This window comes from Cellulomonas sp. zg-ZUI22, assembly GCF_017353535.1.
Taxonomy (GTDB): Bacteria; Actinomycetota; Actinomycetes; order Actinomycetales; family Cellulomonadaceae; genus Cellulomonas; species Cellulomonas wangleii.
Genome location: NZ_JAFMUZ010000010.1, coordinates 1 through 12,795 on the forward strand (window position 1 = coordinate 1; position 12,795 = coordinate 12,795).

General features: G+C 74.1%; 10 protein-coding genes. 4 read left to right on the top strand and 6 right to left on the bottom strand.

Annotated features, from left to right (window positions below):
- From J1G43_RS18460 to J1G43_RS18470, 3 genes are all read right to left on the bottom strand, one after another.
- Nucleotides 1-2,101: hypothetical protein (locus tag J1G43_RS18460; RefSeq protein WP_207379060.1), on the bottom strand; the 2,101-nt coding region annotated here is incomplete at its 3' end.
- Between the two features lie 165 nt (nucleotides 2,102-2,266).
- The gene (locus J1G43_RS18465) at nucleotides 2,267-4,573 is read right to left on the bottom strand and encodes a hypothetical protein (RefSeq protein WP_207371496.1); all 2,307 of its coding nucleotides are present in this window, start codon (nucleotides 4,571-4,573) and stop codon (nucleotides 2,267-2,269) included.
- Nucleotides 4,570-5,193: a dTDP-4-dehydrorhamnose 3,5-epimerase family protein gene (locus J1G43_RS18470; protein ID WP_207371523.1), complete on the bottom strand. Its 624-nt coding sequence runs from the start codon at nucleotides 5,191-5,193 to the stop codon at nucleotides 4,570-4,572. The genes J1G43_RS18465 and J1G43_RS18470 overlap by 4 nt, the downstream gene beginning before the upstream one ends.
- 104 nt (nucleotides 5,194-5,297) lie before the next feature.
- On the opposite strand from J1G43_RS18470, the gene rfbD reads away from it, so the two are divergent.
- The gene (gene rfbD, locus J1G43_RS18475; protein ID WP_207800886.1) at nucleotides 5,298-6,143 is read left to right on the top strand and encodes a dTDP-4-dehydrorhamnose reductase; all 846 of its coding nucleotides are present in this window, start codon (nucleotides 5,298-5,300) and stop codon (nucleotides 6,141-6,143) included.
- 119 nt (nucleotides 6,144-6,262) lie between these two features.
- Here the strand turns inward: rfbD and J1G43_RS18480 are convergent, their stop codons facing one another.
- Together J1G43_RS18480 and J1G43_RS18485 are read right to left on the bottom strand one after the other, a co-directional pair.
- A complete protein-coding gene (locus J1G43_RS18480; protein WP_207371498.1) occupies nucleotides 6,263-7,114 on the bottom strand; it encodes a glycosyltransferase family A protein in 852 nt (283 codons plus the stop codon).
- Nucleotides 7,111-7,677, bottom strand: coding sequence for a GtrA family protein (locus J1G43_RS18485; RefSeq protein ID WP_307859663.1), 567 nt, complete (start codon nucleotides 7,675-7,677; stop codon nucleotides 7,111-7,113). Before J1G43_RS18485 ends, J1G43_RS18480 begins: the two co-directional genes overlap by 4 nt.
- A 70-nt stretch (nucleotides 7,678-7,747) precedes the next feature.
- Between J1G43_RS18485 and J1G43_RS19745 the strand changes: the two genes are divergently transcribed.
- Nucleotides 7,748-8,761, top strand: coding sequence for a glycosyltransferase (locus tag J1G43_RS19745; RefSeq protein WP_307859664.1), 1,014 nt, complete (start codon nucleotides 7,748-7,750; stop codon nucleotides 8,759-8,761).
- Entirely contained in the window at nucleotides 8,758-9,720 is a 963-nt protein-coding gene (locus J1G43_RS18495) for an NAD-dependent epimerase/dehydratase family protein (RefSeq protein WP_207371501.1), read from the top strand. Before J1G43_RS19745 ends, J1G43_RS18495 begins: the two co-directional genes overlap by 4 nt.
- Before the next feature lie 49 nt (nucleotides 9,721-9,769).
- On the opposite strand, the gene J1G43_RS18500 is transcribed toward J1G43_RS18495, so the two are convergent.
- Complete coding sequence (locus J1G43_RS18500; RefSeq protein WP_207379061.1) at nucleotides 9,770-11,674, bottom strand: hypothetical protein; 1,905 nt, start codon at nucleotides 11,672-11,674, stop codon at nucleotides 9,770-9,772.
- Between the two features lie 124 nt (nucleotides 11,675-11,798).
- Between J1G43_RS18500 and rfbB the strand changes: the two genes are divergently transcribed.
- Nucleotides 11,799-12,794: a dTDP-glucose 4,6-dehydratase gene (gene rfbB / locus J1G43_RS18505; RefSeq protein WP_207371503.1), complete on the top strand. Its 996-nt coding sequence runs from the start codon at nucleotides 11,799-11,801 to the stop codon at nucleotides 12,792-12,794.
- Nucleotide 12,795: the final 1 nt, after the last annotated feature.

Sequence of the window (12,795 nt, forward strand, 5' to 3'; positions counted from 1 at the left end):
CGACCGTCAGCGTCGGCAGCCCGGCCGCCGACGCCGCACCCGCCGACAACCGCCGCAACGAGCCCCCGACCCCCACGTACGTCGTCCCGCCGCACGACAGCACCGTGCTCAGCGCCGGCGTGCCCACCGTGTACCCCGTCAGCTGCGCACGCGTCACCGTCGTCCACGACGAGCGCCCCAGCTCGGTCATCGTCGCGAACGTCGGCACGTGCCGCAGCGTCGACGGACCGTCCACCAGGTACAGCTCCGGACCGTCCTGCGCCTTGACCACCTGGCCCGGCGTCAGCACGGGGGTCCCCACGGCGATGGCGTCCAGCGCGGACTGCTCCACCATGACGACGGTCGCGCGCTCGCCGGCGGCGAGCGTCTCCATGGTCGCGAGCGTCGTCACGGCCCGCCGCTGCGCACCGTCGGCGAGGAACAGCGACCCGTCCGTCACGGACCGCACGAACACGACCCGCCCGGCCTCAGCCGGGGCGAGCGCCGTGACCACCTCGGCCGGCGCCGCCGGGCCCGTCAGCGCGGGCAGGACGCCCGCGGGCAGGCGCAGGGTCCCGGAGATGGTGGTGACGACGCGGGTGCCGTCGGGCGCCTGGAGGGTCCCGGTGAACCGGCCGGACGCCGACCCGGCGGCCGCGATGCTGGCGGTGTCGAACATGCGCGTCGGCAGCAGCTGCCCGAGCCGGGTCTGGGAGTCCAGCACGCGGCCGACCGTCCAGCGGCCCGACGGCAGCACGAGCATGCCGTCGCCCCCCGCGCGGTCGCGCACGAGGACGCCCGGTCGCACCACGGGAGCGCCGACGCGCAGGTGCGCCGCCGCCGCCTCCCGCACGTGGATCCGCGGGTTGACGGTGACGACGCCGCCCTGCTCGAGCGAGGCCTGGTCGAACACCTCACGCCGCGTGCCGTCGTCGACGACGAACCAGGACCCCTCGGCGGTGCTGAAGGAGTTGGACAGCGGGCCGCCGTCGACGAAGCGCGACAGCTGACGGTCGGTCAGCTGCATGCTGAAGTACTCGTCGCACGTGCGCCCCCAGTCCGCGACGAGGTCACAGCTCGTCGCGTGGAACCGCCAGCCCTTGTCGAACATCCAGATCGACCCGTCCCGGCCCCGGAAGAACCGGCCCAGCGAGGCACCCGTGGGACGTGCGTCGATCACGCTGCGGGACACGACCGCGGGCGCACCGAGCGGTGCGAGGGAGTCGAGCACCACGGGGTCCTCGACGCGGTGCTTCGTCCCCACACCGAGCAGCCAGACGGTCGGGTCGTCGGCGGTCTTCACCAGGTCGGCGCCGTTCTGCGTGGACCCGAACCAGTCGGTGTAGTCACGCCAGAAGTTGCGGTTGCCGTACGAGGCGCAGCCGTCGCCGGTGCCGTACAGGTTGGCCAGCGCGGAGTCGTTGGGGCGGTAGGGCGTGTAGATGTACAGGCCCGCCGTCGCCTGGTTCTCGATGTACAGCTGGCTCGTCCCGCACGAGGCACTGGGGTGGTACTTGACGGTGTTGACGCGCCCGGCGCGGTACGAGTAGCTCTGCGGGTTGGCCGCGTACCGCTTGAACTGCCGCGCCGCGCGGTACACCTGGTTGAAGAAGCCGTAGTACTGCGCGTCGCAGGGCGCCCCGTCCGGGCAGCCGAACCCTGTCGCGCTGCGGTAGCGCGAGTCCCCGGGCGCGCTGGACGTGACCAGGCCCTGCTCCTTCTGCAGCAGCACGAGCAGCACGCGCTGGCTGATGCCGCAGGCCTGGCCGACGCGCGCGATCACCTGGGCGGCGGTCTCGGCGGAACGTCCCGTGTACGCGCTGCACAGCCCCGGCTCGGCCGGCTGGTTCGTGGTGGCGGTGACGTAGTCCTTGAGGCAGGTGTAGCCCGGCGTGCAGGTGGGCCGCTTGGCGACGAGAAACGACTGCACGTCGCCCTCGGTCATGGCCGAGCCGTCGAAGAACAGGGTGTCGCTGATGATGTTGCCCGGCGAGAACTCGGACGCGACGGCCGCTGCCGCCGGCGCCGCCGTGACCGTGCCTGCGACGACGGGGACGCCGACCCCTGTGACCGTGACGGCGAGCGCCGCCAGCGCCGCCATCATCGAGCGCGTCCGCGCCATGCTCCGACCTCCGTGGACCCGCGTCGCCGCACCGCACGGCACGCGCGCCGGTCAGGCTATACACGCGATCCGGTGGCGGGACCGGACCAGGGCCCCGTGTCGGCGGGGACTTCGCCCGCCTGCGGGCGCCGCGTCCGGTTGCTCCGGGATCGTCCCCGCGCGGCGTCAGCCCGCGTCGGCCGGTGCCATGACCGGGGGCAGCACGGGCCGGTCGAGCACCTCGACCGTCGGGGCCTCCACCACCGTCGTGCCGCCGTCCGTGGCCGTGATCGTGAGCGGGCTCCGACCGGCCGGCACCGTCGTGTCGATCTCGACCGACTCCCCCGGCGCCACGTCCCGTGCGGACCCGTCCCACCGGACCACGACGGGCGCCGCGGACTCCGGCACCGCGATGCGGACGGCGACCCGCGCGGCCGTGTCGCGGGCGTTGTCCAGGACCAGGTCGAGCGGACCGTCGGCCGTCCACAGGGTGCGGGTCCGCGGCTCGCCGCCGTCGGCGGGCTCCTGCGTCACGGTGGTGACGCGCACGTCCGCCGTCGCCGGGAACACCATCGTCGGGTGGACCACACGGTCGCCGGCCTCGTCCACCGTCGCCGCCCCGTGCTCGGCGACGAGGTCGGCGCGCAGGTCCCGCAGGTCGAAGAGCTCGTACCGCCCGTCGGAGCTGGTCACGGCGGGATCCCCCACGGTCCGGCGCCACGCGTCGGAGACCTCCGGGGCGGACCCGCCGAGGGCCGCGCGGTCGATCAGGACGGCCGAGGCGTCCGCCGCGGCGAGCGCGGTCGCTGTCGCCGGCGCGTCGACCGGGTCGAGCAGGCCCATCCACTCCGCCGACGCACGGCCCTTGACGCCGCCCTGCGTCCACCGCAGCGTGTCCGAGTGCAGGTACGGCCGCAGCCGGTCCGCGTCGAACACCCCGTTGAGCGCGGGCGACTCGGGGTACTGCTGGTACGGCAGCTGGGCGACCATCGCGCCGTCCTCCAGCAGGTCCTCCACCTCGGCGACCCACTGCGCGTCGGCCGCGTACTGCGCCCGCGCAGTCATGTGGTCGGGGATGTAGCTCAGCGGCCGCTGGTCCCACACACCGACGACCGTCAGGCCCACCGCCAGGCCGGCCGTCACGACCGAGGCCCACCGGTTGCCGACCCGGCGCGCGAGCACGGCCCGCAGCGCCTCGATCCCCACGGCCACGGCAGCGAGGGCGAGCAGCGCGATGACGATCGTCATCCGGTTCCACCCGCGTACGGCGGGGGTGATGAACGAGATGAGGCTGGACACGCCACCGACGGTCGCGAACAGGAACGCCGCGAGCGTCAGGCCCGCGAGCACGGCGAGCGCGGCGGGGCGCGGGGCCTGCCACAGCGTGGTGCGGGCGGGCGCGAGCAGACGCATCACGGCGACGACGAGCAGGGCGACGAGGCCGAGCGCGGCGGTCGCGCCGAGCACCGGCTGCTCGGACGGCAACGGGTACGTGCCGTCGTAGACGCGGCGCAGCGCGGCGAGCGCCGGCACGGGGTGGTCGGGCACCGGGAACAGCAGCGACGTCAGCTTCAGCGCGTAGATCTCGGCCTCGGCGGCGACGCGCCCGAAGGCCGCGGCGTTGGACCCCTCGCTGCGGGCCCACAGCACGTCGGGAAGCATGTTGAGCAGGAGCGCGACCCCGGTCACGGCACCGGCCGCGACGGCGCCGACGAAGCGCCGGACGTCGCGCCGCTGCACGAGGGACGCCACGGCGGCGACACCGAGCAGCGCCAGGACGAAGAGCGCGTAGTACGCGGACCCGCAGGCGACGAGCACCAGCGCGAAGCCCGTGAACAGGGCGGGCGACGTCACCCAGCGCCGCCACCCGCCGCGGTGCCACGTCCACAGCGGGCGACCGAGCGCGACCCGCCACACGACGAGCAGCGCGAGCGGCAGCGGGTAGTAGGACGCGAGCCAGAGGTGCGAGACGCCACGGAACAGGTGGTACGGGGCGAGCGCGAACAGCACGGCCACCGGCACGGCGGGGAGCCTGCCCAGGCCGACGCCCCGCAGGAAGACCAGGGCGGTGACCGCGGCCAGCGGGAACCCCAGCAGGTAGTACACGTTCATGGTCAGGCCCCAGTCGCCCAGCACGAGGCCGAGGACCCGCATGACCGCGACGTGCAGGTTGTCCGAGGTCGGGAAGTCGTGGTACGTCTGCCCCGCCGGGGCACCGAGCAGCGGCTGGAACTCGTACCAGCCGGTCTCGAGCGTGGTCTTGACGTGCGCACCGACGGCCAGCGCGTCGCCCCAGTACGTGAGCGGGACGCGCAGGTCCGCCTGCCACAGCCGCAGCGCCCACACCGCACCGGCGCAGGCGCCGAGCGCGGCGAGCAGGTACGCGGCAGCCGAGCGCAGCCGCTCACCGCGCACGGTCGCGCGCTCGTCGCGGGCCTCGCGCCGCCCCGGGGCGGTCGTCACGGGCACGGCCGGGGACGCGTCCGTGCTCACGGCAGGGGCGCGAGGGACTTCAGGTGCTGGTCCACCTCGGCCAGCGTCGGCAGCAGACCGGCTGCACGCGCCTCGGCGAGCGTGGGGGCGGCCGCGTCCTTGTCCGACAGGCTCGGCACCAGCGGCGTCCCGTCCGGCGCGACCGTCGGCCACTGGATGCCGACGGCGGGGTCGAACGGGTGGATGCCGTGCTCCCGACCGGGTGCGTACGGGGCGGTGACGAGGTACGTCACTGTCGAGCCGTCGACGAGCGACATGAAGGCGTGACCGAGGCCCTCCGAGAGCAGGACGGCACGGCGCGAGGTGTCGTCGAGCAGCACCGACGTCCAGCTCCCGAACGTCGGCGAGTCCGTGCGGATGTCGACCACGACGTCGAGCACGGCGCCGCGCGCGCACGTCACGTACTTGGCCTGCGACGGCGGCACCTGGGCGAAGTGGACCCCGCGGACGACGCCCGCGGCCGAGACCGACGTGTTGGCCTGCACGACGTGGAACGGACGCCCGGTGACCTCGGCGAGCACGTCGCCGCGGAAGGACTCGAGGAAGACGCCGCGGTCGTCCGCGTGCAGCACGGGCTCGACCAGCCACGCCCCGTCGACGGACAGTGCCTCCACGCGCATCACGACCACGTCACCCTTCGATCTCGCCCACGCCGACACGACTCGTCGGCACCCCGAACGCTACCTGCTCCCGCTGGGGCCGTACGCTGTCGGCCGTGCGATGGATGGTGACGGGGGCCGAGGGCATGCTCGGCGCGGACCTGGTGGCGACGCTCGGCGACGCGGGCGAGGAGGTGACCCCGACCTCGCGTGCGACGCTCGACGTGACCGACGCCGACGCGGTGCTCGACGCCGTCGCCGGCCACGACGTGGTCGTCAACTGCGCCGCCTGGACGGCGGTCGACGCGGCCGAGGACGACGAGGCCGCGGCGTGGTGGGTCAACGCGCTCGGCCCGGCGAACCTGGCACGGGCGTCGGCGCGCGTCGGCGCGCGGATCGTCCAGGTGTCCACGGACTACGTCGTCGCGGGCGAGGCGCCCGACCCGTTGACCGCGCACGCCGCGCCGCACCCGCTGCAGGCGTACGGGCGCACCAAGCTGTCCGGCGAGTGGGCCGTCCGCGCGGAGGCACCTGCCTCGCACCTCGTGCTGCGCACGGCGTGGCTCTACGGCGCGCACGGCCCGTGCTTCCCCCGCACCATCGTGCGGGTGGCGCGCGAGCGCGGGAGCCTCGACGTCGTCGACGACCAGTGGGGTCAGCCGACGTGGACCCGGGACGTCGCCGCGCTCACGCTCGCCGCGGTGCGTCAGGACGTCGCACCGGGCACGTACCACGCCACGTCCTCGGGCCGCACGAGCTGGTGGGGCTTCGCGCGCGCCGCCGTCGCCGCGGCGGGGATGGACCCGGACGTCGTCCGTCCCTCCACCTCCGCCACGCTCGACCGGCGCGCCGTGCGGCCGGCCTGGTCCGTGCTGGACCACGCGTCGCTGCGGGCGGTGGGCGTCGAGCCGATCGGCGACTGGGAGCAGCGCTGGGCCGTGGCGGCGGACGAGGTCCTCGCCGGCGTCTGAGCACGGCGGCCACCCGCCGCGCCGGCCACCGGGCAGAGCGTCCACCCGGCGCGGCGTTCCACCCGGCGCGGCGTCCACCCGGCGCGGCGTCCACCCGCGGCCGGCTCGCCCCCGTGACCTCAGGCCGGGCGAGCCTCGGCGGTCTGCATGCGGCGCCCGAGCCAGGCGTAGGCCGCACGGCGCTGCCACGCCGCGACCTTGGCCATGAGGTCGCCACGCGCGACGTCGGAGGCCGACAGGACCTCCGGGTGCTCCGCACGGACGCGGGCGTGGAACGCCGCCGCCTGGCTGCTCTGCTCGTGGGTGAGCCGGACGCTCCACTGGGTGGCGCTGACCCGGAACCCGGCCAGCGTCTCGGGCACCGCCACGAGCGTGCCGCGCACCAGCGCGTGGGCGTAGGTGCCGAGGTCGATGTAGTAGGGCTGCCGGTCGTCCCACCAGCCCACCGCCTCGAGCGTGCTGCGCCGCAGCATCACGCACATCGGCTCCCCGAGCAGGTTGCCGCCGCTGCGGACGGTCGCGCGCAGCGCCGCGGCCCCGTCGACCTCGCCCCGCATCCGCCCCAGGCCGCGGCCGCGCACCAGCGGCTTGCCGGCAGCGTCGACGATGTCGCGCTTCGACGCGACGACCTCGGCGCGTGGGTGCCGGTCGAAGGCCGCCACCTGCACCTCCAGCATCCGCGGGTACAGCAGGTCGTCACCGCAGACGAGCTTGACCAGCTCGCCGGTGGCGGCCTGCGACACGGCGTCCCAGTTGGCCTTCGCACCGCCGCCCGCCGGGGTCTGCAGCAACCGCACCCGCGGGTCGTCGGCGAACTGCTGCAGCACCTCCCACGTGCCGTCCTGCGACGCGTGGTCGGCGACGACCAGCTCGTAGTCGTCGTACGTCTGCGCCAGGACGGACCGGATCGTCTCGGCGACCACGGCGGCGTTGTTGTAGGCCGGGACGACGACCGACAGGCGGGGGCTCATGACGGGTTCTCCTGGGGATCGGTGGGCTCCGGGCTGCCCGCCACGGTCCCGCGGGGCCGCCGGAACGAGAAGTCACGGTGCCCGAAGTAGCTGATGAGCGCCGTCACCAGCGTGATCAGCAGCTGCGACGGGATCGGCGGGATGCCGAGCACCTCGACGACGAACGGCAGCGACACGGCGTTGACGGCCAGCGCGGACAGGTTGACGAGCTCGAACCGCGCGAGGTCGATCCACAGGTTGCCCCGCACGCGGAACACGAACCGCCGGTACAGGACGAACGCGGTCAGGACCGCCGCGACGTGCGCGCACAGCAGGCTCACCAGGTAGGTGAAGCGCCCGAGACTCGCGCCGAGCAGGGACTGGAAGACGATGAACCATGCCGTGCCGAGCACCGTGTTGATGCCGCCGACGATGAGGAACGCGACGCGCTGGTCCCGCACGAGCCGCAGCAGCGGCCCCGGCTCACCGTGCATGCCGGCAGGCGGCGCGGGGACGGGTTCCGGGCGCTCCGCGTCGGGCCGGTCCGCGGCGTTCGGTGCGGACGCCGGGTCCACTGCGTCCACGACCGACCCCTCCCGTGCCCAGGCTGCCCCGAGGTCCGGGGCGCACGAGGTGAAGACTATAGTCACTCCGGTGACGAGCTTCTCCTCTTCCGCCGGGGCCACGCACCGCATCTCGGTGGTCATCCCGGTGTACCAGGCAGAGGCGACCATCGCGGACGTGGTCGGCGAGCTCGCCCAGCACACGAAGGAGTTCACGACCCGCGACGGGCACGTCGCGGTCGTCGAGGAGGTCCTCCTCGTCCACGACCACGGTCCGGACGACTCCCCCGCGGTGATGCGCGAGCTGGCGGCCACCCACCCGTGGGTCCGCACGCTCTGGCTGAGCCGCAACTTCGGTCAGCACGCGGCGACCCTCGCCGGGATGGCGTCGAGCGGTGGCGACTGGGTCGTCACGATGGACGAGGACGGGCAGCACGACCCGGCGTTCCTCGGCGACCTGCTCGACACCGCGATGCGTGAGCGCCGGTCGGTCGTCTACGCGCAGCCCACCAACCCGCCCCCGCACGGGCCGCTGCGCAACGCGGCCTCGCGCGGCGCGAAGCGGGTGACGGAGATCCTCCTGGGCGGCACGGACACGTCGAAGTACCAGAGCTACCGTCTCGTGCTCGGTGAGGTGGCCCGCAGCACCGCGGCCTTCGCGGGCGCGGGGGTCTACCTCGACGTCGCGCTCGGCTGGGTCTCCGGGGCCGCGGGCTCCTGCCCGGTCGTCTCGCGCCAGGAGCTCGGCCGCGCCTCCGGCTACTCCACCCGCCGGCTCCTGTCGCACTTCTGGCGCATGGTGCTGTCCAGCGGCACCCGCGGGCTGCGCGCGGTCAGCGCGCTCGGGGTGACGTTCGCGGTGGTCGGCATCCTCTTCGCCGTCGTCATCGCCTGGATGCGGCTGGCCGGCAGCGAGCCGCTGCCTGCCGGGTGGACCTCGACCGTGGTGGTCGTCCTGGTCAGCTCCGGCGCCATCCTGTTCTCCCTCGGGATCATCGCCGAGTACGTGGGCGTCGCGGTCAACATGGCGATGGGCAAGCCCGCCTACCTGCTGGTGAGCGACCCCGACGCGGGCCCGCTCGGCCGGCGGCCCGAGCGCAGGTGACCGCGCCCCACGCCACGGCCGGCACCGCGACGCCGGCGGGGAACGTCGTCGTCGTCGGCGCCGGCGGCATGCTCGGTGGTGCCGTGCGCCGCGAGCTCGAGCGCCGCGGTGCGACCACGTGGCACCCCCGCGTGCCGTGGCACGACGCCGACGGGGCCGTGGCCGCGATCCTCGCGACCTGCGCCGAGGCCGCCGAGGCGTCGGACGGCGACTGGGCCGTGGCCTGGTGCGCCGGTGCGGGTGTCGTCGGCGCCCAGCAGTCGGTGCTCGACACGGAGCTCGCCGTCGTCCGCCGGCTCGTCGACGCGTGGACGAGCGACTCCCCCGCGCCGACGTCCCTGTTCTACGCGTCCTCGGCCGGCGGCGTGTACGGCGGCAGCGTCGCCCCGCCGTTCACGGAGCTGACGGTCCCCGCACCGCTCGGCGCGTACGGGCGCGCCAAGCTCGCGGCGGAGCAGGAGGTCGCCCGGCTCGTGCCGCGCGTGCCCGTGCTCGTGGGCCGCATCGCCAACCTCTACGGTCCCGGGCAGGACCTGGGCAAGAACCAGGGCCTGGTCTCGGCGCTCTGCCGGTCCCACGTGCTGCGCGAGCCGGTCGGCGTCTACGTCTCCCTCGACACGCTGCGGGACTACCTCTACGTCGACGACGCCGGGTCGCTGGTGGTCGACGCGCACGCACGTCTCGCCGCGAGCGGCGACGTGACCGCGCCGGTCGTGAAGATCCTCGCGTCGCACCAGGCGGCCTCGATCGCGCACCTGCTGGGGCTGTCGCGCCGCGTGCTGGGCGGACCGGTGCTCGTCCGCATGGCGTCCTCGGACCTGTCGCGGCAGCAGTCGCGTGACCTGCGGCTGCGCTCGGTCGTCTGGCCGGAGCTCGACCACCGCTCGCTCACGACCCTGGCCACCGGCATCCACCGCACCGCCGAGGACGTGCGCGCGGCCCTGGTCGCCCCGCACTGACGCCCGGGCGACGACGTCCGGGCGGCGCGCGCCGTCGGTCGGCGGCCCGTCAGCCCTCGATGCGCCAGAGCTGGATCGTCTGCGTCCCGGCGGTGCGCTCGTCGGTCAGGGTGAGGTCGTCGCCCTCGGTGAGCGGCACGTCGCAGTCGCGGTCGACGAGCAGCCAGCCGATCCCGGCGCGCAGCGCCGCGTCGGTGTCGAGCTCACCGGCACCCATGCCGGCCCGCGCGTCGTCGATGTCGGCCTTGCGGTCGGGCCAGGCCATCCCGCGGTTGTAGAAGGCCACCGGCCCGGGCCACGTCCCCTTGAGGATCGTCGGGTCGAGGCAGGCGTCGGTCATGACGGTCCGGTCGTCGCCGCGCTCGTCGGCCATGGCGCCCGCGGTGAGGTAGACGTCGCCCGCGAGCGTGACGTACCCGGCGCTCGTGACGCCCTCGCGGAACAGGCGGAAGTCCGAGACGCTCCACACGGCGGCGACCACGAGCGCGACGACGGTCGCACCGGCCAGCACCTGACGGTCGCGGGTCGGCCACGGCGCGGGCGCGGCGCCGGCCGGCGACGCCGACGTGGCACCGCCGGGCGCCCCGTCCGCCGCGGCGTCGGTGCCGCTCTGCGCGGCGGGGGCCGCCGCCGGGACGGTGGCCGCGGACGCCACGGGGCGGTCGGCGGGCGTCGGTTCCGGCACCGCACCGGACAGGCCCTCGACGACCACCCAGGCCAGGAGCGGCACCACCAGGACGGCGACGAGCACGTACATGTCGAGCCAGAAGCGGTACGGCTCCTGCCCGGCCCCCCACAGGTCGTTCGTCGCGAGGTAGACCCACAGCAGCGCCAGCGCCGACGGCACGGCGACCCACAGGGTCCGACGACGGCGCACGCCCGCGACCACCACGACCGCCAGCGCGGGCAGCACGCCCGCGGCCGCGACCAGGCCGTTGGTCCACGGCACACCCAGGTCGGTCGAGGACGCCTCCCGGTAGACCAGGAACGGGTCCTCCTGCAGCAGGCCCCACGCGGTGGCGAGGATCTGGGGCGCTGCCCCGACGCCGAGCGCGCCGACGCACCACAGGACACGCCACCCCAGGGCGCGTCCCAGCAGCAGCAGCCCCGGCGCCGCCGGGACGACGGCCAGCAGCAGCACCGAGAGCTGGCTGATCTCGCGGCCCACGACCGGACCGGTCACGAGCACGAGCACGAGCAGCGCCGCCGACCACACGGCCCCGGCCCGGGACCGGGACCTGACGAGGCCCACCGCGGCGCCGGAGAACAGCAGCGTGAACGTCACGACGAAGAAGGAGTATGTCTGGACCGCGGCCAGCGCACCTACGACGAAGCAGGCCAGGACGGCGACGACCCAGGCGGCGCGACCCCGGATGCGCCCGGCGGCGACGAGGAGCAGCAGGATCAGCGCCGTGCCACCCAGGGACAGCGCCACGGTCTCGCCGTTGAGGGTGAACATCACGCCGAAGGGGCCCCACAGCACGGCGTGGCTGTCGAGCAGCGTCATCCACGAGTCCGAGACGAACCACGAGCCGGTGCCGAGCAGGAAGGGCAGGAAGCCCAGCAGACCGGCCCACCACCGCCGGGTCAGCAGCACGCACGCCGTCGCGATCGCCGCGACCAGCAGGCACTGGGCGAGCAGGCCCCCCACCGTCCACACGGTCGCCGAGCTGGTCCCCGTCCAGCGGGCCACCGTGCCCAGCAGGACGTACCAGGCGCGGGGGTAGTGGTTCGTCCCCGTCAGCGTGAACGGCTCGACCAGCCAGGACTGCCCGTCCGCGACGCCCGTGACGATCGACAGGTACGACAGCTGGTCGGACCAGAAGTAGTTGCGGAACGCGCCGAGGTTCCAGCCCGACCAGCGGAACATCATGGCCGCCTGCAGCGCCAGGTGCGCGACGACGGCGGCCAGCACGCAGAGGACGGACAGGCTCGTACGAACGGGGCGGGTCACAGGGATCCTCATCGGACGTCAGGGCGGTGGGCCCGCGTACTCTACCGTTGTGACCCGGCGCGACGGCCGCACGTCGCGTCGCCCCGACCGCCCGACCGCCCGACCGCCCGACCGAGGATTCTCCATGCGCATGCTCGTGACCGGCGGAGCCGGCTTCATCGGCTCCAACTTCGTCCACCAGACCGTGCGGGAGCGTCCCGACGTGCAGGTCACGGTGCTGGACGCGCTGACCTACGCGGGCGACGAGCGCAGCCTGGACCCGGTCGCGGGCAAGGTCGTGCTGGCCAAGGGCGACATCGCGGACCCGGACGTGGTCGACAGCCTGGTCAAGGACGCGGACCTGGTGGTCCACTTCGCGGCGGAGTCGCACAACGACAACTCGCTGCACGACCCGTGGCCCTTCGTCCGGACCAACGTCATCGGGACGTACCAGCTGCTCGAGGCGGTCCGCCGCCACGACGTGCGGTTCCACCACGTGTCGACGGACGAGGTCTACGGCGACCTCGAGCTGGACGACCCGGCCAAGTTCACGCCGGACACGCCGTACAACCCGTCGAGCCCGTACTCGTCCACCAAGGCGTCCTCGGACCTGCTCGTGCGTGCGTGGGCCCGCAGCTTCGGCGTGCGCGCGACCATCTCGAACTGCTCGAACAACTACGGCCCGTACCAGCACGTCGAGAAGTTCATCCCGCGCCAGATCACCAACGTCATCGACGGCGTGCGGCCCAAGCTGTACGGCACGGGTGAGAACGTGCGCGACTGGATCCACGTCGAGGACCACAACTCGGCCGTGTGGTCGATCATCGAGCAGGGGCGCCTCGGCGAGACGTACCTCATCGGCGCCGACGGCGAGAAGGACAACAAGACGGTCATCGAGCTCATCCTCGAGCTCATGGGTCAGCCCGCCGACGCGTACGACCACGTCAACGACCGCCCCGGCCACGACCTGCGCTACGCCATCGACGCCACCAAGCTGCGCACCGAGCTCGGCTGGGAGCCGCGCTTCACGACGTTCGAGGACGGGCTGGCCGCGACGATCGACTGGTACCGCTCGCACGAGGCGTGGTGGCGCCCGCAGAAGGACGCCACCGAGGCCAAGTACGCCGTCCTGGGTCGGTGAC